The sequence below is a fragment of the Robertmurraya siralis genome (genome assembly GCF_005502275.1).
Lineage (GTDB): Bacteria > Bacillota > Bacilli > Bacillales > Cytobacillaceae > Robertmurraya > Robertmurraya siralis.
Map to the genome: position 1 here is coordinate 55,749 of NZ_SWLZ01000015.1, position 26,311 is coordinate 82,059.

Sequence of the window (26,311 nt, forward strand, 5' to 3'; positions counted from 1 at the left end):
GTTGTGATTCCAGTGTTCGATTCTGATATTTCGACAATAGACGACTTAACAAAGATTACAAAGTTCTTAAATAGGAGCTGAATAAAAGCGAAATGAAGTAGCTGAGTAGTACCTTATCTTGCAGGAGTGCTTCGAAATTTTAAAACTGCTAAATTCAAGTCTTGGTAAATTTTTGTTAGAAAGGAAATAAATCGCTTGAAGCAAAAGGTTACTTGGATCTTGAAAGATTAGTCCATTTAAGGGGATTGTTGTCAGCCTCCAGAAAACAAATATCCCGAGCGGACTCACGGTGGCTATTTCATCTAGCACTCCATCATAATGGAGCTTTTTTCTCCCTGCCCTTTTTTTACTCTTCACTATATATAAAGGGTGGAGGGAGGTGAAAAAGATGGCAGAAGCGATAATTCTAGATTCAAAGCTACGAATATTGTTTGAGATAGGTTTGAATGAAAAAGGAGAACCGCTCTACAAGGCGAAGACTTATAGCAATATTGATAAAAATGCAACGGCTGACCAGCTATTCGAAACTGCGCAAGCGTTGGGACAGTTATCAGTCTATCCGGTTCTGGGTGTAGAGCGTACGGATAATTTTGAAATTGTAGGTTAGCGTGTAAAGCTTTTGTTTTTTGTAGGATATGCAGTTTTAGATGAGGAGGTGAAAATATGGCGAAAACATTGGAGTTACAGTTTCTTACAGAATTTGGACAAAGTCAAAATCTGACCGTAGATGCGCCGAAAGGACCGATTGATGAGGCTGAGGTGAAAGCAGCAATGGAAGCTATTATCGCTTCAAATGCTTTCCGTAGTTCAAAAGGAAGATTGGCGAATATAAAAGGTGCCCGTGTGATTGAGCGAAATGTTACGGAATATGAGATTTAATTTTTGCGGAGGAGCCGGGAGAAGAACAATCTGGCTCCTTTTGAAATCTTAGTATTGAACCAGTAGTAGATCAGATCCAAATGCCTTAGTGTTATTTTGAAATAAAAAAAGAACAACAGCACAACGTATATTTTCGGGAAAATGAGAAAACTACAACGAGCCAGAAAAACTAGAGCATTTAAAAGCTGCCTATATAAGGAGAGGAGGAGAGAGAGGTGGAGCAATTCATTCCATTCATAAGCGAGGTAGGGTTTCCAATTATCGTTACCCTTTACTTACTTTATCGAATCGAGGCAAAGCTGGATGTAGTTGTGCAATCTATTCTAAGCCTCCCTGAGCAATTAAAAGAATAGGCAAATTTGAATTCATGTTCAAATGAAGAATCTAATCTGAGAAAACTAAGATAGAATAATAATTTTTCGGGATGTTTTGTCATGTTTCGACACGTTTAAACATTGATATATAAGGGTTTGTCGGATTTATCCACATTGACAGAATTAACTGAAAATGTTATATTAAAAACAGCCGTTAGCACGTGTTTGTTTTTTCAAGACACTTGTTCCAAAATGTTTCGAATGATTTCACAATCTAAAGGTACTAGAATAATGTAGTTTGATAATCCATTATTCATAGATGAAAGCCTTTACGAAATGGACTCGAGTAATGTAAGAAGATGCAATACGTTGTAAATGGTGAATTTTACACATGGCACTTATCCTGTGCCGATTTAGGAGGATTTTTTTTCATGAAAAACGGTAAAGTAAAATGGTTTAATGCAGAAAAAGGGTTTGGATTCATCGAATCTGAAGATGGAAATGATGTATTTGTACATTACTCTGCTATTCAGGCTGAAGGATTCAAAACATTAGAAGAAGGCCAAGAAGTATCTTTTGAGGTTGTTGAAGGTGCTCGTGGGCCGCAAGCGGCTAATGTGGTAAAACTTTAATTTAATTGTAAATGTTGAACGGCTCAACCTCGTGGTTGGGCTGTTTTTAGGTTATCCGGAATCCTGTAATTGTAAAGTTTCATCACTCTCTAAAACTGGTATAATGATGAAAGATAAGATGGGGTGAGAATGATGAAATTTATTCATACTGCCGATTGGCACTTAGGGAAGCTTGTTCATGGTTTATACATGACAGAGGATCAACGAATAGTCCTCAACCAATTCGTTAAACTAGTAGAGGAAGAGAAACCGGATGCTGTTGTGATAGCCGGTGATTTATATGACCGCTCAGTTCCACCGATCGATGCAGTTGAACTCCTTGATGAGATCCTTTTTAAAATCAATGTGGAACTAAACACACCAATCATTGCGATTGCTGGTAATCATGATAGTGCTGAAAGATTATCATTTGGAAGCTCGTGGTATCGAAACAGCCACTTTTATTTAACTGGTAAGCTCCAAAAAGCATTTCAACCAATTCATTTAAAAGGGGTTAATTTTTATTTAGTTCCTTATGCCGAACCAGGGATGGTCAGACATCTGCTTGATGATGATACCATCCATTCCCATCAGGATGCCATGAAAGCGATGATCGGGACAATAGAAAAATCATTAAATGTAAACGAACCGAACGTTTTTGTCGGACATGCTTTTGTTTTAGGCGGAAGCACTTCTGAATCTGAACGAACTCTTTCTGTAGGTGGTTCTGGTTGCGTTGGTCAAGAATTATTTTCCCCATTTTCATATACTGCTTTAGGGCATCTCCATAGTCCGGATGCTATAAAACATGATAAAATCTTTTATTCTGGATCACTATTAAAATATTCTTTCTCGGAAGCGAAGCAAAAAAAATCCGTTCAAATAGTTGAAATGAATGAGAATGGCACATTCCAGATCCGCTATCATTCTCTTGCTCCGAAACAGGATATGCGTGAGCTTGAAGGTTATTTAGAAGAACTTTTAGATCCGAGCTTTTACGAAAGACAGAAGCGAGAAGATTATTTGAAAATAACATTACATGATGAAGGGGCCTTGCTTGATCCGATAAACAAACTCCGCCAAGTCTATCCAAATGTTCTTCATTTGGAGCGTAAAATGGCATTAGCCGATTTGAAAAAGAGTGAACAGACGACGGTGCAAAGAGAGGAAAAAAAGTCCGAGATTGAGCTATTTGCACAATTCTATCAAGAGATGACAACAGCCGATTTCACACCAGAAAAACAGCAAGTGATGGCTGAAATGATTGACAAAGCGCTGAGCGAGGAGGGCGTAAAATGAGACCGATTACGTTAACGATGCAAGCCTTTGGTCCTTATGCAGGGAGAGAAACAATTGATTTTAGTGAACTAGGAAATCGAACGATGTTTGTGATTTCCGGAAAAACAGGTTCTGGGAAAACGACGATTTTTGACGGTATCAGCTATGCCATATATGGAAAAGCAAGTGGCGAGGATCGCAACGGCTCAGAATTAAGAAGTCAATTCGCTCGTGATGATTTACATACAGAGGTCGCCTTGAAGTTTAGTTTACGGGGGAAGCAATACTTCGTTAAACGTTCTCCACAACAGGAAAAGAAAAAGGAACGTGGGGATGGCTATAGAACCGTTGGCGCAAGTGCTGAATTATATATATTTGATCAATATGGAGAACAACAGCTTGTCGCAGCGAACGTGAGAGATGTGGATGAAAAAATAAAAGAGATTATGCTGATTGACAGTAATCAATTCAGGCAAATTTTAATGATTCCACAAGGCGAATTTCGCAAGCTACTAACATCAGATAGCAAAGAAAAGGAAGTGATTCTTCAGCGCCTGTTCCATACGGAAATGTATAAACGAATTGAGGAAAAACTGAAGCAAGAAGCAATCGAATTAAAGAGAAACGTTGAAAATCAACAAGAAGAACGAGCACTTTTAATTCGTAAAATTTCGGCCATTTATAACGAAGAACTTAAGCGTTATTTAGAAGCAGGCAGTGATCAGGATGTTCTTATATTTCCGTTACTTGAAACAGAAATTGAAAAAATGGCTGAGCAGTTAGAAAAAATAAAAAATGAAGTAAAGGAGAAAGAAAAGGATAAAGAACTATTTGCTCAAAAATTATATGAAGCAGAAAATATCGTTAAGCAAATGGAGACAAGGGAGCAATTAGCTGTCAGAAAAAAAGCCCTTGAAATCAATAAAGAGATGTTCGTACGAAAGGAAAAAGAAATTGTACAGGCAAATAAAGCTGCACTTTTAGCAAAACAGGATGAATTATGCCATCGCCTAAAAAAGGAACGGGATGCGCTCATTGAAAATGTAAAGCTTCGAGCGAAAAATTTAGAAGATTTGCATGCACTTTTACAAAAACACGAAGAAATTTGGAAGAATGAATTAGCAAAAGAAGATGAAAGAAAAAAAGTCCAAGAGGAGATTCACTCTCTTCAACAGATGAAAGATGAAGTGACTTCTTTTGCGCTATTACAAAAAGAAGTCATGCAAATGCAGCAAAATAGAGCAAAACGATTGGAACAGCAGCAGCAGCTAGAGGAAACCTTTTGCTTGACGGAAAAGGCATTAGGTAAGCTGCTAAAGGAAAAGAATTCAATCGAGAAAATTGATGTTCAAATTCTTGAAAATAGGCGAAATTTTGATAAGCTTGAGCAGGAATTAGCATTGGCAGCAAAGTATGGACAGCAAGTACAAAAAAATAAAGAAAACGCCATAAGTTTAGAGAAAAGTCACAAAATGCTCGCTCAGGCACAAGCGCGCCTCGATGACGCGAAGGCATTGGTTCACGACCTTGAAAACAAGTGGCTCCATGGTCAAGCGGCTGCTTTAGCGAATCAACTTCATACGGGAGAAGCGTGCCCTGTATGCGGCTCAACAGAGCATCCGCAGCCAGCTTCTCAACATGCCGAGTTCGTTCCTGATGAGAATGATCTGAAAGCCGCTAAAGAACAGGTCGCTGTTTTAGAACAAGAGAGGTTACAACTAGAATCAGCCTTTCTTGAAAAGCAATCCAGAATGAAAACAGGTTCAGAATTACTTCAGGAAATTTCTCAAGATTTAATAAAGCTGCGAGCGGACTTTACAGAAGACAAACTAGAATCGTACAACCATGATTTATTAGATAGAAAGCGTATTTTACAGAAAGAATATCAGCAGTTGATTGAATTGGAAAAGAAATACAAACAAGTTTCAGCAGAAGTAGCAAAATTGGAGGAGAAAAAGAATCTTCTTGAACAGCAAATTTCTGATGTTAAAGGACAAGTTAATGATGCTGCAATAAGATTTACGGAAAAAAATACACAATTAAATGGATTAATGTCAAGAATTCCTGTGGAGCTTCGATCAACGGAGGCTTTTGAGAGGAAATGGCTGAAGGCTGTGCGTACACAAGAAAGTCTCCTTCAGCAATTTGAAGCAACACAGAGACATTTTCAAGAGACAAAAGAGAAATACTTTTCAGCGCAAAGTGCTTTTGAGACAGTGCAGAAACATGCGAAAGAAAAAGAAACAGAATTGAATGTAGAAAGAGCAGCGTTTATAAAGCAATTAAAAGAGCAAGATTTTAAAGACTACAAGCAATTTGAATATGCTAAGCGTTCAACTGAGGAAATTGCCCTGCTTGAAAAGGAAATTCGTCATTATTATGAAGAGCTTCGTTCCGTTTCAGATCGTTATCAGGAATTAGTAGAAACGCTGCGTGGTATAGACAAACCTAATTTACAAGAATTACAGCAAAAAGTTCATGAAGTTCAGGAAATAATAGCAGAATTAAATACCCAATATACGAATCTTTTTATTAAAAAGAACGAAAATGAACAAATTCGCGCTTTAATTGTGCGGATTAATGATGAGATGAAGGAATTAGAAAAGCGATACAAATTGGTAGGAGAACTGTATGATATTACCCGCGGACAAAATGCTGCGAAGATTACGTTTGAACGGTATGTATTAGCTGCTTTTCTTGATGACATTTTACGAGAGGCGAATAGCCGTTTATTAAAAATGACAAGTGGACGTTATCAAATGCTGCGAAAAAAAGAACGAGCGAAAGGGAATGTCCAAAGTGGTTTGGAATTACTTGTTTTTGATCAATACACAGGGCAAGAAAGACATGTTAAAACGCTATCCGGTGGAGAAAGCTTTAAGGCTGCTCTCTCACTGGCATTAGGGCTTGCAGATGTCGTTCAGAATTACGCGGGAGGCGTATCGCTAGAAACAATGTTTATTGATGAAGGATTCGGAACTTTAGATCCAGAGTCGCTCGATCAGGCCATTGAAGCGCTCATTGATATTCAAAGCAGTGGAAGGCTTGTTGGAATCATTTCTCATGTGCCAGAGCTCCGCGAGCGCATAGATGCAAGACTTGAGGTTACAGGGACGCAAACGGGCAGTACAACAAATTTTTATTTTTTAAATTAGAAATAAAACACTGACTACACTATTGATCGATGGTGTAGTTTTTTTCATCATACCGGGAAATATATCAAAAGGCACTTTGATTGATATATGTCATTATCGCAATGATCAAGTATAATACAAGTATTGGTTTTTTTGTGGGGTGAGAGATTTGCAACATTTTTTTGGACATGATTATGGGCTTTTCCCCTTTCAAATATTTTCTTTATCCCATTTTATTATGCTATTTTTCTTTTTTTTCGGTTCTATACTGATTGTAATGTTGCAAACGACACTAAAAAAATATGAAAAAGTTATTAAGACAATATTGTTCGTTTGCCTTTTTCTTTTTGAAACTCTTTATCATGTTTGGCTCTTTGTCGGGGGACAATGGAGTATTGCTTTTGCGTTGCCGTTTCATCTTTGTTCGATTAGTTTGCTCCTTTGTTTAATCCTTTTATTATCCAATTCTAAACTCGTTTTTCAGTTTGTTTACTTTCTCGGCCTCGCTGGAGCTATGCAAGCGATGGTTACACCTGAATTATTTGTAGGCTTTCCCCATTTTCGCTTTTTTCAATTTTTCACCACTCATATGCTTATTATTTGGGTAGGGTTATTTTTTGTATTTGTTAAAGGGTATGTGGTGACAAAAAGAGGCCTGTGGCAATCGTTTGCCTTTTTAAACGCTGCTGCTGTAATTGCTTTTCTTACTAATATTGCAACTGGAGGAAATTATATGTTTTTGGCGCACAAGCCAGAGAACCCCTCCTTAATTGATTTTTTAGGACCGTATCCTCTATATATTCTTGTGTTAGAATGTATTGCACTTGTATTATTTTTTGTATTATATTTGCCATGGAGGAAGAGAGGAGAGAGAAAATGAAGAAAATTATTGTAATGGGAGTTTCAGCTGGGGCAGGAAAATCAACCCTCGCCAAAAAAATGGGTTCCATCTTAAACATTCCTGTTTATCATTTAGATACTTTATATTGGAGGCCAGGGTGGGTTGAAGCTAGTCCAGACGAATTTTGCACGGCTCAAGAAGAAATTGTGCAGCAATCTGAATGGATAATAGAAGGAAACTACAGCAGTACTTTTGAAGTGCGATTCCCTCATGCGGATGCGATCGTTTACATAGAAAAACCGCTTTTAGTGTGCCTTTATCGGGTTGTTAAAAGAAGAATTCAAAATCATCGAAAAACTCGCAGTGATATGGCTCCTGGCTGTGAGGAAAAACTTGACTGGGCCTTTATCAAGTTTATTTTAACGACTTATGCCAATAGAAAAAAGATTATGGCTGAGCACTGTGAAAAATTTAAGAAAACAAAAAAAGTGTTTATTCTCCGAAATAAGCGAGATATTGAGTCTTTTTTAGAGGAATTGGATTAAAGCAAAAAAGCAAATGGAAAGCCGATTTGCTTTTTTGCAGGGAATGAAATTCCAATTTGACTGTTAAAGTGAAATATTATTTACAGTGGTAGTTACTTTTTTACTTCTTTGAATGAAATTGCAATCACACGCTCTGTTTCTTTATCAAATTTTATATTGACTAAAAGTCCGAATTCTTTGTCATTCTCTTTTAGCCACAGCTTAAACTTTTCGACTGTTGTATTTGTACCTTGAACACGACCGATATGTTTATAATCTTTTATTTCTGCATTTGGATATTTTTCCTTCGTTTTGCTTACTGCTAGCTGCCCCCATTTTTCAAATTTTTCTTCAGCTTCGACAATGGAAGAATCGATTGCAATAAAGGCAAAGCCGGCGGTTAAAAGAATCAAGCTTATCAGTATTTTTTTCATTTATTTGTTGCTCTCCTTTTTTTCTATTAGTTTTTCATGTTTTTTCAACTCTATTCATTATAGAAGAGAAAAATTCGAACTTAAAACTGTGATCTTCTTCCTTGAAAGTAGATTTAATTCAAGCTACAGTTAATGAAGATACAATAAAGGAAGGGAACGCGGGATGAAAAGATATTTTACGATTGGAATGGCCGGGCATATCGACCATGGAAAGACAACGTTAACAAAGGCCTTAACAAACGTTGATACAGATCGCTTAAAAGAAGAAAAGGAGCGGCAAATCTCGATTGAATTAGGATTTGCTCCATTGTATGAAGATAATGAAATACAAATCTCAGTCGTTGATGTACCAGGACACGAACGGTTTATTCGTCAGATGATTGCTGGAGTGGCCGGGATTGATTTAGTCGTTCTTGTCGTCGCAGCTGACGAAGGGGTCATGCCGCAAACCCGAGAACATTTAGACATTCTCGGTTTTTTAGGGATTCGAAATGGACTGGTTGTCATTTCCAAAATTGACCGGGTGGAGAAAGAATTTATAGAACTTGTGAAAGAAGATATTAAAGAAGAGTTAAAAGAAACAGTTTTTGAGCAAGTGCCAATGCTCTTGGTTGATAGCATTGCAAATTACGGAATTGACGAACTGAAAGCGATGATTATCAATATGTTAAAAGAACAGGAAATGCGTGATATTAAAGGGGCATTTCGCTTACCTATTGATCAAGTATTCACTGTTAAAGGCCAAGGTACCGTTGTAAGAGGAACCGTTTACGAGGGAAGGATTGAGGAAGGGCAGAGCCTGATGATTATGCCGAAGGGTCTTGAAGGAAAGGCACGGCAAATCCAGGTTCATCATCGACCGGCAAGAGAAGCCTTTGCAGGCCAGCGGGCAGCAATTAATTTATCGGGCATCTCAAAAGAGGAAGTTGAGCGTGGAGATGTGGTTGTCTCTTCTGAACATTTTAATGTAACAAGAACGATTGATGTCGCCATTCAAGTGGTAGAGGATTTAGATTATATGGTTAAACAGCGGATGCCGATTAAATGTCATATTGGAACAGCGGAAGTGATGGGACGCATCGTTTTCTTCGATCGCAATGAATTGAAAGCTGAAAACGGTGAAATTCTTTGTCAAATTCGATTAGATGAGGAGATTGTGGCGAAGCGAGGCGACCGTTTTATTTTAAGAAGACCTAGTCCTCAGGAAACAATTGGAGGCGGTTGGGTCATCGATCCACAAGGACAGAAATATCGTTTTGGAGAGCGGACTATTGCAGCATTAGAACAAAAGAAAGTCGGGACACCAGGGGAAAGAATGGTCACTGCATTAATGGAAGCAAAAAGTTTAACAATGGTCGAATTAATGGCGCATACATCGCTTGATGAAGATATTGTCAAAGAAGAATTGCAAAGCGAAGATTTCATTTTATATAACGGAAAAGAGTACACGTTAAAAGCATTAGTTGATTTGAACGAAGAGGAGTTATATAACCGACTAAGAGACTTTCATACCAGTTATCCAATGAAGCAAGGGTTAAATAAAGGAGAATTAATTCAACATATAACAAAGCAATATCCGAAAGGGTTATTGGATTTTGTGATAGAGGAAGCAATTAAATTAGGAATATTTAAGCGAAAAGAGCAATTTATATCATTAAAAGAATTTGTGCCACATGTTCCGAATAATTGGAGTGTACGTGTTGAAAATATGATGGCAAAGTTGAAATCTGATCGGATGAAGGTTCGCTACTTTTCAGACTATTTGAAAGAAGCAGGAATTCCGGACAATGTAGCAATTGATTTGCGAAAATTTTTAGAAGATACAAGTCAAATCGTTTCTTTAGATGGTCAGTTTTATTGGCATGGGGAAATCTTCAGAGAAGCAGTGGCAAAATTAAAGAAAAATACCGGAATAGAATTTGAGGTTGGTGAGGCAAAAGATATTCTCGGTTTATCGCGAAAATATATGATTCCATTTCTAGAGACTTTAGATCGTATGGGATTCACCGTAAGACAGGAAAATAAAAGAGTTTGGAAGTGAGGGATGTAACATAACTTACTTTCAAACAATGAGAAAGATGAATTTGAGTCATCCTATTCACCTTTCTCCACTTTTAAAGAGAATTAATTTATTCAATTTTCGTAATAATGATACTATTTAAAAAACAATGAAAATACTTTAATATGAAAGTGAGCGTTTTCCAAACCATTAAAAAGGAGGAGCGTATGCAATATTTATTTTTACAAGAAGAACATGAGATATTTCGTAAAGCATTAAGAAAATTTCTAGAAAAAGAGGCATATCCATTTTATGGAGAATGGGAGGAAGCACGGGAAATTCCAAGAGAATTTTGGCGGAAGATGGGTTCTCAAGGCTATCTTTGTCCAGATGTGGAGGAGAAATATGGCGGTAGCGGAGTGGATTGGGGATTCTCGGTAATCATCAATGAAGAGCTTGAAAAGGTCGGTTCAGGATTAGTCGGTATCGGACTTCATAGTGATATTGTCATTCCTTATATCACTTCATATGGGACAGAAGAGCAGAAACAGCGTTGGCTTCCGAAATGTGTGACAGGTGAGATGATAACTGCAATTGCGATGACCGAGCCAGGGACTGGTTCAGATCTAGCGAGCATTGAAGCGACAGCGAAACTCGATGGAGATGTTTATGTATTGAATGGACAAAAAACATTTATCACGAACGGAATTCATGCCGATTTAATTATCGTTGCCTGTAAAACAGACGTCAATACGAGCCCAAAGCATAAAGGTATTAGTCTTTTAGTGGTAGAGAGAGGAACACCGGGATTTTCCCGTGGTAGAAAGTTAAACAAAGTCGGAATGCATTGTCAGGATACAGCAGAATTAATATTTGAAGATTGCTTAGTGCCGAAAGAAAATCTTCTAGGAGAGGAAGGGAAAGGCTTTTTATATTTAATGGAAAAGCTACAGCAGGAAAGATTAGTAGTAGCGATTGCTGCACAAGCTGCTGCGGAAAAAATGCTTGAGAGCACATTGTCCTATATCAAAAGCCGTGAAGCATTTGGCAAACCGATTAGTAAATTTCAAAACACTCAATTTAAAGTTGCAGAGATGGCGACAGACATTGAAATGGGCAGAGCCTTTCTCAATCAGCTTATTTACGAGCATATGCAGGGAGAAGATGTTGTTACGAAGGTATCGATGGCGAAGTGGAGGCTTACTGAGAATGCAAGAAAAATAGCGACTGAATGTATGCAGCTTCATGGCGGTTACGGTTATATGGAAGAATATGAGATTGCAAGACGTTATCGCGATATTCCTGTGGCAAGTATTTATGCTGGTACGAATGAAATTATGAAAACGATTATCGCAAAAAATATGGGATTATAACTTTTGAGATTTTTTTGCATTAGCATATGCCGTTCATTATTAAAACTACAATCGAGTATATCCGAATTAACGAAGGAAAAAGAGGCATTTATAAAATGTTTGATTGGGAGGTAGGAAAATGACAACGATTGGACGTATATTTGATTTAACCGTTGCTAAGTACCCTAACAAAGAAGCACTTTATGATGTAAGAAAGGATATTCGATTAACCTATTTAGAATGGAGCGAGGAAGTAAACAAACTTGCAAATGCTCTCCTTCATGAAGGAGTAAGAAAAGGGGACAGAGTGTCTACTTATTTGTTTAATACGGAGGAATTAGCGACTACCTTTTTTGCTTGTGCAAAAATTGGTGCTGTCTTCAATCCGATTAATTTTCGCTTAACGCCTGAAGAATTAGCTTATATTATTCATGATGCACAGCCAAAAGTTGTTCTCTTTGAAAAAATGCTCTCCTCCGGAATTGAACCGATTCATCACCGTTTTGAAAAGACAAGATTTTGGTTTATAGATGAAGATACCCCATCTTATGCTGCCAATTACAGAGATAAACTTGTCTCGGCACCTTATTATGAAAAAGACGAACATATTGATGAGAATGATATGTACGCCATTATGTATACAAGTGGTACGACTGGAAGACCAAAGGGGGTCATACATAAACACCGTGATATGGTCGAGCAAAGCTTAATTGTGATTTCGTCAACCAAGGTTATATCAGATGATGTTGGACTTGTAACAGCACCAATGTTCCATTGTGCAGAACTACATTGTGCATTGCTACCGAGAGTTCATGTTGGTGGGAAAAACGTAATTCTTCATCATTTTACACCAAAAGAGGTGCTTCGAGTAATTGAACAAGAGAAAATTACGAAGTTTTTTGCCGCACCAACGATGTGGAACATGCTTCTGCAAGAAAACTTAAGCGAGTATAATCTTTCCAGCTTAAAAATGGGGTTGTATGGGGCTGCCCCAATGGCTCCAAGTTTAGTGTTTGCTTGTCAAGAAAAACTGGGCATTCAACTTATTCAAGCGTATGGAATGACGGAAATGGGTCCCGCGATCACGTTTTTATCTGAAATCGATCAAATTAGAAAAGCTGGTTCGGCAGGTCAGGTATGTTTGAATCACGAAATTCGAATTGTGAGGCCAAATGAAGATGGACCATCTGAACCAGATGATATTGTACCAGCCGGAGAAACAGGAGAAATTATCGTGAAAGGGCCATGTATGATGGACGGTTATTTTAATCGAGATGAGGCGACAGAAAAGGCATTATACAAAGGCTGGTACCATTCAGGCGACATCGGCTATCTTGACGAGGAAGGCTATCTATACGTAAAGGATCGGGTAGACGACATGATTATTTCAGGAGGTGAAAATATTTACCCGCGTGAGGTAGAGGATTGCTTGTATGGGCATGATGGGGTACTTGATGTCGCGGTCATTGGGCAACCAGATGACAGATGGGGCGAATCAGTTACTGCTTTCGTCGTAAAAAAAGATTCCTCAATAACGGAGGAAGAGCTGGATGAATACTGTAAAAACAGTGAATTACTCGCAAATTATAAACGGCCACGAAAATATATTTTCTGTGAGGCGCTGCCACGAAATGCGAGTGGGAAAATTCAAAAATTTGTTTTACGTAAACAACTCGAAGATCTGTTTGCTTAAGAACAAAAGCGTGAGGCACCATCACGATAATTATAGTGTAATGGCTTCTAACAGAGGATAAATCAGCCGTGAAAACGAAAACGGGAAAACAATTGTTTGACTTAACGGAAGTAAGCAGGATCTGGAGAATTTCGCCGTTTAAAAGAACAAGGAGCTTACGGCGATCTAAGCATGGAAAAACCGTTTGGATATGGGTCCAAACGGTTTTTAAATCATTTTAATTTAAAGGAACTTTTTAAGGAAACGATTAAATTAAATACAGGTTTATCTGGTGTTGAATACTTCGGATCAACATTGAAATAGCCGTGGCGGAAGAATTGGAATTTATCCTGTGGTTTAACGTCCTGCATATTTGGTTCTACAAATCCTTGGATAATTTGTAATGAATTAGGGTTAACGTAATCTAAAAATGTTTTATTTTCATCGTCTTCCCCATCTGAATCCTCATCTAAAATAAGGGGTTCATAAAGACGGAATTCCGCCGGAATGGCATGCTTTGCATCGACCCAGTGCAACGTTCCTTTTACTTTACGTCCAGTAAAACCTGTTCCACTTTTTGTTTCTGGATCATACGTACAATGGATTTCAACGATTTGACCATTTTCATCTTTTATAACATCCTCACATTTGATGAAATAAGCGTGCTTCAAACGAACTTCATTGCCAGGGAATAAGCGGAAATATTTTTTTGGTGGATCTTCCATGAAATCTTCTTGCTCGATATAGATTTCTCGTGAAAATGGAATTTGTCGAGTACCCATTTCCTCATTTTCAGGATTGTTCTCCGCTTCTAGCATTTCGACCTTATCCTCTGGATAATTCGTGATCACGACTTTTAATGGACGAAGAATTCCCATCGTACGAGGAGCTTTAAGTTTCAAATCTTCTCGCACATAGTGATCGAGCATCGCAGAGTCAACAAAGCCAGAGCCCTTGGAAACGCCTGTTTCTTTTACGAATTCACGAATCGCTTCAGGAGTAAATCCTCTTCGTCGCAATCCAGAAATTGTTGGCATCCGCGGATCGTCCCAGCCATCAACAAACTTTTCATCAACAAGTTGCTTTAGTTTGCGCTTGCTCATAACCGTGTTTGTAATATTTAAGCGCCCAAACTCAATTTGTCGGGGTTTATTTTCAGTTTCACATTCAGCAATGACCCAATCATAGAATGGGCGTTGATCTTCAAACTCTACTGTACAAAGAGAATGGGTTACTCCCTCAATTGCGTCCTCCAATGGATGGGCAAAAGCGTACATTGGATAAATGCACCATTTGTCACCAGTATTATGATGAGTTGCATGGGCAATTCGATAGATGACAGGGTCGCGTAAGTTAATATTAGGAGAAGCCATGTCAATTTTCGCTCTAAGCACTTTTTCGCCGTTCTTGAATTCACCTTTTTTCATACGTTCAAATAGATCGAGGTTCTCTTCAATTGAACGATTGCGGAAAGGGCTATTTTTTCCAGGTTCTGTTAAAGTTCCTCGGTACTGGCGGATTTCGTCAGCGCTTAAATCATCAACATATGCCTTGCCTTTTTTAATAAGTAAAACTGCTTTATTGTACATTTCCTCAAAATAGTCTGAGGCAAATCGTAGTTCGTCCCAATCATAGCCGAGCCATTTAACATCCTCTTTAATAGAGTCAACATATTCTTGGTCCTCTTTTAACGGATTTGTATCGTCAAAGCGTAAATTCGTTTGACCGTTAAAGTCATCAGCAAGTCCAAAGTTGATAACGATTGATTTTGCGTGTCCAATATGTAAATAGCCATTTGGCTCAGGAGGAAACCGAGTCACGATTTTGTCGTGCTTACCAGCTTCTAAATCCTCCTTCATAATGCTCTTAATAAAATTTGAAGAATTTTCCAATCTTTATCAGCCTTTCCAATTATCTATAGTTATTGTCCTATTATACAATAGGACAATGAGAATTCACAATGGTTGCAAGGCGCATGCTTAAAAAGGACATATGTACATTTGAGGGATAGCGTTCAAGTGGCTGCATCTTTCTTTAAGCTGGATTAGAGCTTTGTCATTTATATTTTACTTGATTTGTTTTTACTATGAAAATAGGGAAAAATCACATAAAAACAGTGAATATTGTGGTATGATGATGTTGAGTTTTACTTTCATATTTTGTATTTAAAAGGAGCATATATTATGAAATATAGATCTGCATTTGACATAATAGGTCCAGTCATGATTGGACCTTCAAGTTCACATACAGCCGGAGCAGCACGAATTGGCCGAGTAGCAAGGACGTTATTCGGCTACCAACCACTAAAAGCGGTTATTCATCTGTATGGATCTTTTGCGGAAACATATAAAGGACATGGAACAGATGTGGCGATTGTGGGCGGACTTCTTGATTTTGATACATTTGACGAACGAATTCCTACTTCCCTGCAACTGGCAAAGGAAGCAAATATGGAGGTTGAGTTTATTGTCGAAAGAACGGTTACAGACCATCCGAATACAGTTCGCATTAAACTTTATGATGAGCAAAAAGAATTAGAGGTAGTTGGCATCTCTATTGGTGGGGGAACGATTGAAATTACGGAGCTTAATTCATTTCAGCTTAAGCTTTCAGGTGAAAATCCAGCAATTTTGGTTGTTCATAATGATCAATTTGGCGTTGTTTCTGCCGTTACGACGGTAATGGCACAAAATGAAATCAATATTAGCCATATGGAGGTTTCCCGTAAAGAAAAAGGAAAAATGGCGATGATGGTGATCGAGGTGGATCAAAAAATTAGCGCTGAGGTCCTGAAAGAAATTGAGAGTTTGCCAAACGTCACGCAAATTATTCAAATGGTTGAATAAGCTATGAAGGGATTGGAGCAAAATGATGTTTAGAAATGTTGCTGAGCTAGTGGAACTTGCAGAGAAAAAGCAAGTGAAAATAGCAGAAGTGATGATCCAGCAGGAAATTGAAGTAACCGGTCTAGCTCGTGAAGATATAATCGCTAAAATGGAACATAATTTAGTTGTAATGGAACAAGCAGTTGAAAGAGGTCTTAAAGGCGTGACATCTGTTTCAGGGTTAACAGGTGGGGACTCTGTTCTTCTGCAAAATTATATAAAAAGCGGCAAGTCATTAGGCGGAAATATTTTATTAGATGCTGTCAGCAAAGCGATGGCCACAAATGAAGTGAATGCGGCAATGGGGGTCATTTGCGCAACGCCTACGGCAGGCTCTGCGGGAGTAGTACCTGGAACTTTATTTGCAGTGAAGGAAAAATTAAATCCAACACGTATGGAAATGGTTGAATACTTATTCACTGCTGCAGCTTTTGGCTTTGTTGTAGCTAATAATGCATCCATTTCCGGTGCGGCAGGTGGCTGTCAAGCTGAAGTTGGCTCTGCTAGCGGCATGGCTGCAGCAGCTATAGTCGAATTGGCAGGTGGTACACCAAGCCAATGTGCGGAAGCGATGGCAATCACATTAAAAAACATGCTCGGCTTAGTATGTGATCCGGTTGCTGGACTCGTTGAAGTCCCTTGTGTGAAAAGAAATGCGATGGGTGCTTCTAATGCCATTACGGCAGCAGATATGGCGCTGGCTGGAATTAAGAGCCGTATTCCTTGTGACGAAGTCATTCATTCTATGTATCTCATTGGCCAAACGATGCCAACAGCCCTTCGTGAAACCGCAAAAGGTGGCTTAGCTGCGACTCCAACGGGAAAGCGACTAGAGGCGGAAATATTTGGACAGCAAAAACAACTGCAATCCTGATGTTAAAAAAGCTGAGTCAAAAGGTTATTTAAGTAACAACTTTTTGCTCTCAGCTTTTATTTTGCATGTTGCCATTATCGAGCAAGTCATTCTTTTATTTATTCATTAATTTCTTACAAAAAAATCAAAGCCAAGCATGGTCAAAATGCCAAATGTCAATGTCCAAACGACTAAGCTAATCGTTGACCAAAGCATCGTCCAATTTTTCTTTGCGCCGAGTGACATCCCGATAAAAATAGCAATGTGGATCCCAATTAGGACAGGACCTAGCAGCGTTAGCCCTGGAAGACCATACTTATTCCAAATTTTATGGGCGCGTTCGCTTCGTTTGGAGCGTTCGTTTTCTGTTTCCCCCTTTTTTTCTTTTCGCTTTGCAAGCCAAGTCTTCACCTTTTCAAATCCAATAATGAGAAGGATAACTGTACTGAGGTTTCCTGTAAATCCGGAGACCATAACCCAGAAGGGGGATAAACCTCGGATTATCCCGAGTGGAATAACGAGGGCGATTTCTAACCAAGGTGTTGCAGCGGCAATAAAGATGAGTATGTATTCAATGAACAATCAACAAACCTCCTTTTCCAAATTATTATAACAATTGGTACGAATATTAAGCTAGAAAGAATTTGTAAAAATGGATGAGGATGAATCGAAAATATCTATATTTGATTGATCAAGGGCATGTCGTATTTCGTCTAATATTGCGGTAAAATAGTATAAAGGTAGGTATATAAAATGAATGATGAATTAAAGAAAGCATTAGAACTAAGAAAAAATGGTCGGTATGAGGAATGTTATCTAGTGATGACTAAATTAGGAAAGGAATTTCCTGATGACCCACAAATTCTTTATCAGTGTGCCTGGAGCTGCGATAACTTTGGAAAAGAAGAGGAAGCGGTTGGATATTATGAGGCAGCGATAAAGCTTGGATTAGCGGGTGATGATTTAGAGGATGCTTACTTAGGCCTAGGAAGTACATATCGAACTTTAGGAAACTATTCTTGCTCAAAAACAGTACTGGAGAAAGGAATAGAGCAGTTTCCACAAAATCAGGCATTAAGGGTTTTTTATTCTATGACTCTATATAATCTCAATGAACATGAAAAGGCGATGACGGAGTTGCTAAATTGTCTTGTGAACACAACCGATGATCCAAATATAGTAGGTTATAAGAAAGCGATCCAGTTTTATGCAGACAAGTTAAACGAAGTATGGAAATAAGAAATAAGAGGAGAATCGATATGGTTGGTTCAAATGGTGAGCACTTGTTGCAGCAGCGGTACGCTACAAAAAGAAGGGCTGAAGCATTTTATGAGCATCAAGTGATCAACTTTTTAAATGAAGAAATGAAGCAGTTTATTTCCTTGCAAAATATGGTCTTTATTTCAACTGCCGATGGAAATGGTGAATGTGACTCTTCGTTTCGGGCTGGGGAGCAGGGCTTTGTGAGAGTCATAGAAGACAAAATTTTGTGTTTCCCGGAATATCGAGGCAATGGGGTAATGGCGAGTCTTGGAAACATTTTGGAAAATCCCCATATTGGCTTATTATTTATTGATTTTGAAAGAGGCGTTGGTTTACATATAAATGGAAAAGCTGAAATCATTGAAAATGAACAGTTGAGTATGAAGGTACGGGAAGGGCTGGCACGTGAACTTATCAGTTATGAAGGTTTGCGGCTTGAGCGTTGGGTATTTATAGAAGTAGAGGAAGCATATATTCATTGCTCTAAGCACATCCCTAAATTCATAGCAATAGCCAAAGATATAAGCTGGGGTACAGATGATGAAATACGAAAGGGAGGGGATTATTTCAAGGTCAAGGCAATGAAAGCTCGAAAGGTCAAACTGAAATAGAAGAAGAGACTAGGGGGATGAAGCTTGAGAGATACGATTACAACAGAAGAAGAGTTGCGAGAACTGATTGGTGTTCCGAGTGAATTGGTAAAGAGAAAGGTGATAGCTGAACTGGATGAGCACTGTAAAAATTTTATAGCGAAGTCTCCTTTTTTAATGATTGCCACTGCAGATGAAAATGGATTTTGCGATGTCTCACCACGGGGAGATAAACCAGGATTTATTTACATAGAAAATGAACATTGCTTAATAATTCCTGAGCGACCAGGAAACAAGCGCATGGATACGTTAAGAAATATTTTGAAAAATCCTAGAGTAGGACTTCTTTTCTTTATACCAGGACTCGGAGAAACGTTAAGAGTTAATGGGAAAGCTGCCATTATTAAAAACGAAGAAGTTTTGGCAAAGCTATCTGCAAGAGGGAAAGCACCAATCGTTGCCATTCGAGTTGAAGTTGAGGAATGCTTTATTCATTGTGCTAAAGCATTTAAACGTTCTCAATTGTGGGAGCCTGAGACATGGTTAAATAAAGAAGCAATGCCTTCTGCCGCGCAAATATTATTTGCTCATACAAAAATTTCATCCATTGAAGAGATCGAACAAAGACTTGAGGAAGGATATAGAACGAGATTATAAAGTCAAATTGAAGGCTCCCAGCTTCAATGATGGGAAACATCTTTTTTATGACCAGTCAATCTTTTAAAGGAAGGCATGCTTTCGAAAGCAGTACCATTATTCGAAAAGCTTATTAAAAGTAAATGGGGATTAATCGTGAGGACTTTATTTTATTTGTTGTTGTTACTGTTCGGATCTCTACTCCTTGGGATAACAATAGACGACTCAATCATCGGGAATATTCTTTTAAAGGTGCTCGGAGCATTATGTTTTGTACCATTCTTGAAGACATGGCCGAAGGAAAATCGACTTAAGTGATCTTATTATTGATGGCCAATAGCCTAAGCATTGAAGAGACGTGTTTACATGTACATTCACAATGATTGTGCAGTTCTAACGGTATTGAAAATAAGAAATCGATTTAGCACCTTCCTTTTTTACTTGGAAGGTTTTTTGCATTCAGGTGCTAAGCTATGTTCAAAAACTTAATTTTTCAAGGCGGAGTTTAAAAATAAGGAAAAGCAGACTCCGAACATAGATAGTTGATAAAGACAGGGGGGATTAGATGCATTAAAGTTATGATTGTTCAGGTCTCCAGGATAAGCTGAACTATATATTTTGAATATAAAAAAACAGAATATTTAGTTAAATTGTGCTATAATGATGTTGGAGGTGGAATTTTTTGGTAAAACATATCCTTGTCCTTTCCCTGTTTGTTTCTTTAACAGCATGTGCTGGAAACATTAAAAAAGAACCGCAACATCCGTTGCTTTCTAGTGATGAGAACAATTATTCTTTATTGATCGTAGATGAAGCTGAAACAGAGATCGGAAGCCTTGAATGGAAAGACAACTATAATATTAAAAATGTAAAAACTGTGCTTAAACTCGATTCATTGGAAGAAGCAGATCAATCTTATAAATTTTTGCAATTGGATAGGACACCTATTTTTATTGTTTTTGATATGACGAATGTCGTCTTGAAAACAGGTAGTGAGCAAGAGCTCGTTCAGTTTTTACAGGAACACCATCCAAATGAATAAACGGAAGTGAAAGCGACAAAAAAGCGGTAGATTTAACCTTCTAACGTTTTCCTTCCCCCTCATTATAAAGAAATTTCTTTCAATCGAGCCCTAAATTTAATTTGCTGATTTAACTAGCGCACTGTCAGCCCCTCAATTTTGTTTTGAGCTCCCTTTTTAGCAATGATTGTATCCATAGCTCTGCTTTATAGCATGTTCGCTGGATCCTCAAGAAGGAAAAGCAGGGATTTAAATGCATGATGATATGCCCCTTTTCTCGTATCAACCATTTGCAAGGGTTATTTTTCTCCTTGAACACCCTCATTAAAAGACGCATTTTCGTTCCTCATGAAAAGTTGTGTGTAATCAAGTTTATACCCAATATAAGCAACCCCTTTTATCAACCATATTGAATAAAAAAGAAGGTGGCACAGTTTGTCTCTTCCTTCATAAAATACATGAGATATATTTTTATAAAATGGAGATTAATTGTCAGAAAAAGGGGATAAGAAAATGAAACAAAAGGTTTGTTTTCTTGTTACGGAACATTCTTTTTTAGATGTAAGGATATTTGAAAAGGAAGCTAAGAGCCTACAAAAAAAAGGATATGATGTAACAATGATCGTTCCGAAGGTCAATGGCTATCTTTTTGATATTAGTGGCGAGAAGCTGAAAAACTCTGTTGCTTCAAAAAGCTTCTATTATGAAGGGATCAAGATTGTTCCCTACACGGAACGACTAGACAACCCACAAATTTATCAATATTATGACGATGTAACATCTGGGCGTGAAAATGAGGGTTTTCAGAATGAGTTGACAACATTAGGCATTAAGGAAAATGCCGATATTTATCATGCACATGAATTTCTTTCTTTTTATGCAGGCATCGGAATTAAACGTACGCTAAAGAAAAATGGACGTTCAGTAGCATTAATTTATGATAGCCATGAGCTATTTCCTGATCCTCTTGAATTGATGAATCAAAGAACGAGAATTGTGATGGATCAAATGTTAAAAAAGATGTTAAAAGAAGTCGATGGCGTGATTACTGTTTCAGAATCAATAAAATCATGGTATATGCAAATAGAACCAAGCTTGGCAATCGAAGTTATTTATAATTCTCCCCCTTTAACAGAGGAATTTACGGCGAAAGATTGGTCTTGTCGGCCATTGACAATCATTCACGAAGGCTTTATTAGTCAATCAAGGGGGAATTGGAGAAAAATAATTGGTATCGTCGATGCGCTGAAATCGACGATTGATATCCGTTTTAAAATCATTGGCGGAACGAGGGCAAATGAGAAGAAATTGCTTGTACCTCCAAGTCTTAAAGAGCATTTTGAGATAAAAGAATGGGTCAACTATGTACAAATTCCATCAGAAATGAAATCTGCCCATTTAGGCTGGATTGATTTAAATTTAACTCATTCCTTAAACAATCAATATGCGATGCCGAACAAATTTTTTAGTTACTTGAACAACGGGGTTCCTGTTTTAGTAAACAACTGTGTTGATATGAAAGCTTTTATCGAGAAGCATCAATGTGGGATCGCTGTTTCTAAGGACTCTGTTACAGCAGAAGAATATGCGAATGTGATACGAAAGCTAAGTGAAAACGCTCATTTATTAAAGACCATGAGTATAAACGCAAGAAAAGTGATGGAAGAGTTCTATTGTTGGGAAAAGATGGAGCAGCGCCTATATAACTTTTATGAGCAAGTGACAAATTAGCATTTAGCTAAACTGGAATGTGAAGGAGATGCAAGAATAATGAAAGTTTTACACATACCATATGGTTCGCCCATGATTGATTTATGCCATGCTTTACAAAAGCAAGGCATAAAGGCAACTGCTTGCCATTTCACTAGTAATCGCTACCAATTTCAACCGGATATATGTTTGAATTTGGAGCGGCTATCAACTGAGGATAGAGAGCAAAGGCTTTCTGCATTTCTTGATCAAGCGATAAAAGAATATGACATTTTTCATTTTCATTTTGGGGAAAGCTTCTTTCCAGATAAAAGGGATTTGGAGCAAATTAAAAAAGCCGGCAAAAAAATGGTTATGCATCACCATGGTTCTGACGTCCGTATTTTTTCAATTGCGAGAAAGATGAATCCGTATATTCGCGTAAAACCTGAATGGACAGAGAAAAAAATTCGTGAAAACCTCGATATTCTCTCCAAATATATCGACCACGCATTTGTTCAGGACTACGAATTATATGCTTATATTCAACCTTATTATAAGGAAATCCACGTCATTCCTCATACATTAGATGTGAATCAAATCCTACCCACTTATCCAGAGGTGAAACAGGCACCGCTCGTTGTTCATGCGCCAACAAGGCGTGATCTGAAAGGAACAGACCATATCGTAAAGGCTGTAAATCAATTAAAGCATGAAGGCCTTCAATTCCATTTTCAGCTAATCGAAGGAATGACATATGAGCAAACGAAGGAATTGCTTGCGCAAGCAGATATCGTAATTGATCAACTTCGAATTGGTGCTTACGGTTATGTGAGCACTGAGGCGATGGCGTTTGGAAAGCCGGTCATTTGCTATTTACGAAGAGATGTGATGAAGAAGTATCCATCAGGTCTCCCGATTGTCAATGCTGATCCAGGAAATATAAAAAAAATATTAAAGGAATTAATAACGAGTCCCCATGAGTGGAAAGAGCTGGGAATAAGGGGAAGGCAATATGTAGAACAGAATCATAGTCAAGAAGCGGTAGCAAAGCAATATATTCATATTTATAAAAAACTATAGTAAAAAAAGTTTATTTTTATATTTTACAACAACCGTCTATACAATTTGCACATTCTTTTCATACGGTAAAAGGAAAGCTGAATATAAGAAGAGAGGTTGTGCTATGGAAAGGAGAAGAGAAGACAAACAAGTAGCGGTAGTTGGGCTAGGAAAAATAGGACTAGCATTGGCAGCCGTTATTGCTGAAAACGGATTTGATGTGATAGGTGCAGATATCAACCCTCATGTTGTATCGTTGGTCAACGAAGGGACTTCCCATGTTAAAAACGAGCCAGGACTTGATGAACTTGTGAAAAAAAACCATCAAAATAAACGATTAAGAGCAACTTATAAAACCGTGGAAGCAGTTAAAGATGCAGATGTGATCATCGTCATTGTGCCCGTATTAATTGATGATAACCATCAAACTGATTATCGTTATATGGATTTAGCTGTAAATGAAATTGGAAAAAGCATTCAAAAAGGGGCATTGGTCATTTTTGAAACAACAGTACCTGTAGGAGATACAAGAAATCGCTTTGGAAAAAAGATTGAGGAACTTTCCGGTTTAGTAGCTGGACAGGATTTTGATCTAGCATACAGTCCAGAGAGAGTGTACTCAAATCGAATTGTTGAGGATTTAGCAAATTATCCAAAAGTTATTGGTGCTATTAATGAGGGAGGCTTGCAAAGAACCGTTTCCTTCTATCATAAGGCGCTTAAATGTGAGACGATGTCTGTTTCATCTTTAGAAACGGCTGAATTTTCTAAGGTGGCTGAATGCGTTTATCGCGATGTCAACATTGCGTTAGTGAATGAATTGGCGAAATTTGCTAGTGAAAAAGGTGTATTGATTAACGAGGTTATAGAAGCTAGCAACAGTCAGCCTTTCTCCCATTTGCATAAACCAGGTATTGGTGTGGGAGGACATTGTATTCCCATTTATCCATTCTTCTTTATCAATAAAGGGCTGGAAAAAGGGTTGACGACTTTAGCTCGAGAAATCAATGACTCTATGTCACACTATGGAATTGGCAGACTTGAACATGAACTTGGAATATTAACAGGTAAAAATATTCTTATTTTAGGGTTATCGTTTCGTGAAAATGTTAAGGAAGTGACGAAGTCAACAGCACTTCTCCTTATGGAACAATTAGTGCAAAAAGGAGCAAATGTGTTTGTCAATGATCCGCAATTTTCTAAAGAAGAGATCGCGAGATTTGCTGTTACGCCATTATCTCTTTCAGATGAGAGCGTAAAGAAAATAGACGGTGTGATTGTGCAAGCATTTCACCAACAATATGAAGGTTTGGATTTCGCTATATTCAGTCGTTGTAAAGTTGTTCTTGATGGCAGAAATGTATTAAATAAAGAGAAAATCTCAAGTCTTGGTATGAAGTATCTCGGAATTGGGATCGAATAAAGGAGGTTGTTTAGATGATTCCAATGGTAGATTTAAAGGCAGAAATGAAGATTTTGCGTGAACCAGTTTTAAAATCAATTAATGAAGTGCTTGAAAGTGGACATTATATTTTAGGAGAAAAAGGGAAGGAGTTAGAGAATCAAATTGCTTCCTATGTGAGTTGTTCCTATGCTTTAGGGGTTGGGAATGGTACCGACGCCCTTTACTTGGCGTTAAAGGCACTTAATATTGGTCATGGTGATGAAGTAGTCACGACCCCATTCACATTTTTCGCAACCGCAGAAACGATCGCTCAAGTCGGTGCGAAACCGGTCTTTGTTGATATTGAAGAAGATACGTATAATATTGATCCAACGAAAGTTCGGGAAAAAATCACCTCCAAAACGAAAGCTATTATTGTAGTGCATTTATTTGGACGAGCAGCAAAAATGGATGAAATTCAAAAAATTGCTGAAGAATTTGAACTGAAAATTATTGAGGATGCCTGTCAAGCGATCGGTACGGAATATAATGGGAAGAGGGTTGGTGCCCTCGGTGATATTGGCTGCTTATCCTTTTTTCCCTCCAAAAACCTAGGTGCATACGGGGATGGAGGTATGATCGTTACAAATGATAGAAAACTATATCAAAAGATTCTCTCATTAAGAAATCATGGCAGCAGACAAAAGTATATACACACTAATATTGGAATTAACAGTCGTCTTGATGAAATTCAGGCTGCCGTCTTACTTTTGAAATTAAAGCATTTGGATCTCTTTTTGCATAAGCGCAAGGAAGTGGCAAAACGCTATACGAATTCGTTACAGCCATACTTGAAGACACCACCTGCAATTGAAACGAGGGAGCACACTTTTCATCAGTACTGCCTTGAATTTGAAGAACGTGACGCACTTGCAGAGCATTTACGGAAAAACGGTATTGCGACCGCGATCTATTATCCGATTCCGCTTCATTTACAAGAAGCATTCTATGATCTTGATTACAAAGAAGGTGATTTCCCAATTGCTGAAAAAGTGGCAACGAAAATATTGGCCTTGCCGATCTGCCCTTTTTTAACGATTGAAAATCAAATGGAGATTATTGCAAGCATCAAAAACTTTCTACACTGAGACAAATGCCCAGTAAATAGACTAAAGCGGAAAATGTACAAACTCTTAAAAATAGTTGTAAATGCGGATACCAAAAAAAATAGTTTTCGTATCATATTAATGGGAGCAGCAAAAAGCACTCATGATAGACAGAAAGGAGGAAATGTAATTGAATAATGATATTCTTCGTCAAATGCTTTTAAGTAATCTTCAATTACTTTCACAAACAGTAAATGTTAGTGTCGGTTCCAATACAGGTGATTTAACAGGCAATCTTGATGGGGTTTTAGGAAACATTGGATCCTCACTTTTCCCTAATAAAAATCGCCAAACATTGCGTGCCTTCTTAATCAATCTTTTAAATCAGCAAGTAACGATTTCTACTCCACTAGAACCAATTACTGGAACACTTATTGCGGTCCAGAGAGATTATGTAGTTATGGTAGAGAGTGACGGCTCCCTTGTCTTGATTCCACTTTCACAAATTCAAACAGTTACAGAAATGTAAGAAAGGAGTGATACGATGTTCCAGGCATTTTTCGCTGCAGAATTAGCAAGACGTGTTGGTACGAGAGTGGAAATTGGACTAACTGATCGACTCGTTGAAGGTGTACTCTCCTCAGTATCTGGAGAATTAGCTCTTGTCGTTGAAACAACTAGCTATACTCCGAGCTTGACTACCGCCATCCCACTCTCCGCTATTGTATTCGTCAGGATTCCAGCTACAGCTGCATAATTAATAATAAAGAAACCTGCATAGCCA

The 26,311-nt window shown here is 38.0% G+C and carries 26 protein-coding genes; 23 read left to right on the forward strand and 3 right to left on the reverse strand.

All coding sequences use genetic code 11. The features are described 5' to 3' along the window. Positions 1–388: 388 nt before the first annotated feature. From FCJ93_RS16235 to FCJ93_RS16270, 8 genes are all read left to right on the forward strand, one after another. Positions 389–607 carry a DUF1659 domain-containing protein gene (locus FCJ93_RS16235; protein WP_095308609.1) on the forward strand — a complete coding sequence of 73 codons (219 nt, stop codon included), beginning with the start codon at positions 389–391 and terminating at the stop codon, positions 605–607. Between the two features lie 56 nt (positions 608–663). Then, positions 664–879, forward strand: coding sequence for a DUF2922 domain-containing protein (locus tag FCJ93_RS16240; RefSeq protein ID WP_095308611.1), 216 nt, complete (start codon positions 664–666; stop codon positions 877–879). A gap of 215 nt (positions 880–1,094) precedes the next feature. Continuing rightward, positions 1,095–1,232 (forward strand): YvrJ family protein, encoded by a 138-nt coding sequence (locus tag FCJ93_RS16245; protein WP_095308613.1) that lies wholly within the window; start codon positions 1,095–1,097, stop codon positions 1,230–1,232. Between the two features lie 392 nt (positions 1,233–1,624). Beyond that, positions 1,625–1,825: a cold-shock protein gene (locus tag FCJ93_RS16250; protein ID WP_095308615.1), complete on the forward strand. Its 201-nt coding sequence runs from the start codon at positions 1,625–1,627 to the stop codon at positions 1,823–1,825. A 132-nt stretch (positions 1,826–1,957) separates the two neighbouring features. Then, positions 1,958–3,103, forward strand: coding sequence for an exonuclease SbcCD subunit D (locus tag FCJ93_RS16255; protein ID WP_137744212.1), 1,146 nt, complete (start codon positions 1,958–1,960; stop codon positions 3,101–3,103). Beyond that, positions 3,100–6,237: an AAA family ATPase gene (locus tag FCJ93_RS16260; protein WP_137744179.1), complete on the forward strand. Its 3,138-nt coding sequence runs from the start codon at positions 3,100–3,102 to the stop codon at positions 6,235–6,237. The genes FCJ93_RS16255 and FCJ93_RS16260 overlap by 4 nt, the downstream gene beginning before the upstream one ends. 139 nt (positions 6,238–6,376) lie before the next feature. Next, the gene (locus FCJ93_RS16265; protein WP_268951600.1) at positions 6,377–7,096 is read left to right on the forward strand and encodes a YwaF family protein; all 720 of its coding nucleotides are present in this window, start codon (positions 6,377–6,379) and stop codon (positions 7,094–7,096) included. Next, positions 7,093–7,602 (forward strand): P-loop NTPase family protein, encoded by a 510-nt coding sequence (locus tag FCJ93_RS16270; RefSeq protein WP_137744181.1) that lies wholly within the window; start codon positions 7,093–7,095, stop codon positions 7,600–7,602. Before FCJ93_RS16265 ends, FCJ93_RS16270 begins: the two co-directional genes overlap by 4 nt. 92 nt (positions 7,603–7,694) lie before the next feature. On the opposite strand, the gene FCJ93_RS16275 is transcribed toward FCJ93_RS16270, so the two are convergent. After that, entirely contained in the window at positions 7,695–8,015 is a 321-nt protein-coding gene (locus FCJ93_RS16275; protein ID WP_137744182.1) for a DUF3889 domain-containing protein, read from the reverse strand. Between the two features lie 163 nt (positions 8,016–8,178). Here FCJ93_RS16275 and selB point away from each other — a divergent pair, with 163 nt between their 5' ends. From selB to FCJ93_RS16290, 3 genes are all read left to right on the forward strand, one after another. Then, positions 8,179–10,056, forward strand: coding sequence for a selenocysteine-specific translation elongation factor (gene selB / locus FCJ93_RS16280; protein WP_095308627.1), 1,878 nt, complete (start codon positions 8,179–8,181; stop codon positions 10,054–10,056). Positions 10,057–10,241: 185 nt separating this feature from the next. After that, positions 10,242–11,387, forward strand: coding sequence for an acyl-CoA dehydrogenase family protein (locus FCJ93_RS16285; RefSeq protein WP_137744183.1), 1,146 nt, complete (start codon positions 10,242–10,244; stop codon positions 11,385–11,387). Between the two features lie 118 nt (positions 11,388–11,505). After that, on the forward strand, positions 11,506–13,059 hold the full coding sequence (locus FCJ93_RS16290) for a fatty acid--CoA ligase (RefSeq protein WP_137744184.1): 1,554 nt from the start codon (positions 11,506–11,508) through the stop codon (positions 13,057–13,059). Positions 13,060–13,271: 212 nt separating this feature from the next. Here the strand turns inward: FCJ93_RS16290 and FCJ93_RS16295 are convergent, their stop codons facing one another. Beyond that, complete coding sequence (locus FCJ93_RS16295; RefSeq protein ID WP_137744185.1) at positions 13,272–14,930, reverse strand: glutamine--tRNA ligase/YqeY domain fusion protein; 1,659 nt, start codon at positions 14,928–14,930, stop codon at positions 13,272–13,274. A 291-nt stretch (positions 14,931–15,221) separates the two neighbouring features. Between FCJ93_RS16295 and sdaAB the strand changes: the two genes are divergently transcribed. Continuing rightward, on the forward strand, positions 15,222–15,884 hold the full coding sequence (gene sdaAB / locus FCJ93_RS16300; protein WP_095308632.1) for an L-serine ammonia-lyase, iron-sulfur-dependent subunit beta: 663 nt from the start codon (positions 15,222–15,224) through the stop codon (positions 15,882–15,884). A gap of 25 nt (positions 15,885–15,909) precedes the next feature. Further along, positions 15,910–16,797: an L-serine ammonia-lyase, iron-sulfur-dependent, subunit alpha gene (gene sdaAA / locus FCJ93_RS16305; protein ID WP_137744186.1), complete on the forward strand. Its 888-nt coding sequence runs from the start codon at positions 15,910–15,912 to the stop codon at positions 16,795–16,797. Between the two features lie 105 nt (positions 16,798–16,902). On the opposite strand, the gene FCJ93_RS16310 is transcribed toward sdaAA, so the two are convergent. Beyond that, positions 16,903–17,358 (reverse strand): small multi-drug export protein, encoded by a 456-nt coding sequence (locus FCJ93_RS16310; protein ID WP_137744187.1) that lies wholly within the window; start codon positions 17,356–17,358, stop codon positions 16,903–16,905. 171 nt (positions 17,359–17,529) lie between these two features. On the opposite strand from FCJ93_RS16310, the gene FCJ93_RS16315 reads away from it, so the two are divergent. From FCJ93_RS16315 to FCJ93_RS16360, 10 genes are all read left to right on the forward strand, one after another. After that, positions 17,530–18,015: a tetratricopeptide repeat protein gene (locus FCJ93_RS16315; protein WP_095308635.1), complete on the forward strand. Its 486-nt coding sequence runs from the start codon at positions 17,530–17,532 to the stop codon at positions 18,013–18,015. Positions 18,016–18,035: 20 nt separating this feature from the next. Next, the gene (locus FCJ93_RS16320; RefSeq protein WP_137744188.1) at positions 18,036–18,650 is read left to right on the forward strand and encodes a pyridoxamine 5'-phosphate oxidase family protein; all 615 of its coding nucleotides are present in this window, start codon (positions 18,036–18,038) and stop codon (positions 18,648–18,650) included. Positions 18,651–18,674: 24 nt separating this feature from the next. After that, positions 18,675–19,286, forward strand: coding sequence for a pyridoxamine 5'-phosphate oxidase family protein (locus tag FCJ93_RS16325; RefSeq protein WP_095308639.1), 612 nt, complete (start codon positions 18,675–18,677; stop codon positions 19,284–19,286). A gap of 661 nt (positions 19,287–19,947) precedes the next feature. Next, positions 19,948–20,307 carry a hypothetical protein gene (locus FCJ93_RS16330; RefSeq protein WP_137744189.1) on the forward strand — a complete coding sequence of 120 codons (360 nt, stop codon included), beginning with the start codon at positions 19,948–19,950 and terminating at the stop codon, positions 20,305–20,307. Positions 20,308–20,799: 492 nt separating this feature from the next. After that, positions 20,800–22,017, forward strand: coding sequence for a glycosyltransferase (locus FCJ93_RS16335; RefSeq protein ID WP_137744190.1), 1,218 nt, complete (start codon positions 20,800–20,802; stop codon positions 22,015–22,017). 39 nt (positions 22,018–22,056) lie between these two features. Continuing rightward, positions 22,057–23,058, forward strand: a complete 1,002-nt coding sequence (locus tag FCJ93_RS16340) for a glycosyltransferase family 4 protein (protein WP_095308647.1) — start codon at positions 22,057–22,059, stop codon at positions 23,056–23,058. Positions 23,059–23,161: 103 nt separating this feature from the next. Continuing rightward, a complete protein-coding gene (locus FCJ93_RS16345; RefSeq protein ID WP_095308649.1) occupies positions 23,162–24,460 on the forward strand; it encodes a nucleotide sugar dehydrogenase in 1,299 nt (432 codons plus the stop codon). A gap of 14 nt (positions 24,461–24,474) precedes the next feature. Further along, positions 24,475–25,569, forward strand: coding sequence for a DegT/DnrJ/EryC1/StrS family aminotransferase (locus tag FCJ93_RS16350; RefSeq protein WP_137744191.1), 1,095 nt, complete (start codon positions 24,475–24,477; stop codon positions 25,567–25,569). 148 nt (positions 25,570–25,717) lie between these two features. Beyond that, the gene (locus tag FCJ93_RS16355; RefSeq protein WP_095308653.1) at positions 25,718–26,056 is read left to right on the forward strand and encodes a DUF2642 domain-containing protein; all 339 of its coding nucleotides are present in this window, start codon (positions 25,718–25,720) and stop codon (positions 26,054–26,056) included. Positions 26,057–26,071: 15 nt separating this feature from the next. Continuing rightward, on the forward strand, positions 26,072–26,284 hold the full coding sequence (locus FCJ93_RS16360) for a hypothetical protein (protein ID WP_095308655.1): 213 nt from the start codon (positions 26,072–26,074) through the stop codon (positions 26,282–26,284). Positions 26,285–26,311 lie beyond the last annotated feature (27 nt).

Excerpts from the sequence above, each read along its gene's own strand:
- FCJ93_RS16235 (WP_095308609.1), top strand. The coding sequence starts at position 389 with ATGGCAGAAGCGATAATTCTAGATTCAAAGCTACGAATATTGTTTGAG.
- FCJ93_RS16240 (WP_095308611.1), top strand. The coding sequence starts at position 664 with ATGGCGAAAACATTGGAGTTACAGTTTCTTACAGAATTTGGACAAAGT.
- FCJ93_RS16250 (WP_095308615.1), top strand. The coding sequence starts at position 1,625 with ATGAAAAACGGTAAAGTAAAATGGTTTAATGCAGAAAAAGGGTTTGGA.
- FCJ93_RS16255 (WP_137744212.1), top strand. The coding sequence starts at position 1,958 with ATGAAATTTATTCATACTGCCGATTGGCACTTAGGGAAGCTTGTTCAT.
- FCJ93_RS16260 (WP_137744179.1), top strand. The coding sequence starts at position 3,100 with ATGAGACCGATTACGTTAACGATGCAAGCCTTTGGTCCTTATGCAGGG.
- FCJ93_RS16270 (WP_137744181.1), top strand. The coding sequence starts at position 7,093 with ATGAAGAAAATTATTGTAATGGGAGTTTCAGCTGGGGCAGGAAAATCA.
- FCJ93_RS16275 (WP_137744182.1), bottom strand. The coding sequence starts at position 8,015 with ATGAAAAAAATACTGATAAGCTTGATTCTTTTAACCGCCGGCTTTGCC.
- selB (WP_095308627.1), top strand. The coding sequence starts at position 8,179 with ATGAAAAGATATTTTACGATTGGAATGGCCGGGCATATCGACCATGGA.
- FCJ93_RS16285 (WP_137744183.1), top strand. The coding sequence starts at position 10,242 with ATGCAATATTTATTTTTACAAGAAGAACATGAGATATTTCGTAAAGCA.
- FCJ93_RS16290 (WP_137744184.1), top strand. The coding sequence starts at position 11,506 with ATGACAACGATTGGACGTATATTTGATTTAACCGTTGCTAAGTACCCT.
- sdaAB (WP_095308632.1), top strand. The coding sequence starts at position 15,222 with ATGAAATATAGATCTGCATTTGACATAATAGGTCCAGTCATGATTGGA.
- sdaAA (WP_137744186.1), top strand. The coding sequence starts at position 15,910 with ATGTTTAGAAATGTTGCTGAGCTAGTGGAACTTGCAGAGAAAAAGCAA.
- FCJ93_RS16315 (WP_095308635.1), top strand. The coding sequence starts at position 17,530 with ATGAATGATGAATTAAAGAAAGCATTAGAACTAAGAAAAAATGGTCGG.
- FCJ93_RS16320 (WP_137744188.1), top strand. The coding sequence starts at position 18,036 with ATGGTTGGTTCAAATGGTGAGCACTTGTTGCAGCAGCGGTACGCTACA.
- FCJ93_RS16335 (WP_137744190.1), top strand. The coding sequence starts at position 20,800 with ATGAAACAAAAGGTTTGTTTTCTTGTTACGGAACATTCTTTTTTAGAT.
- FCJ93_RS16340 (WP_095308647.1), top strand. The coding sequence starts at position 22,057 with ATGAAAGTTTTACACATACCATATGGTTCGCCCATGATTGATTTATGC.
- FCJ93_RS16345 (WP_095308649.1), top strand. The coding sequence starts at position 23,162 with ATGGAAAGGAGAAGAGAAGACAAACAAGTAGCGGTAGTTGGGCTAGGA.
- FCJ93_RS16350 (WP_137744191.1), top strand. The coding sequence starts at position 24,475 with ATGATTCCAATGGTAGATTTAAAGGCAGAAATGAAGATTTTGCGTGAA.
- FCJ93_RS16360 (WP_095308655.1), top strand. The coding sequence starts at position 26,072 with ATGTTCCAGGCATTTTTCGCTGCAGAATTAGCAAGACGTGTTGGTACG.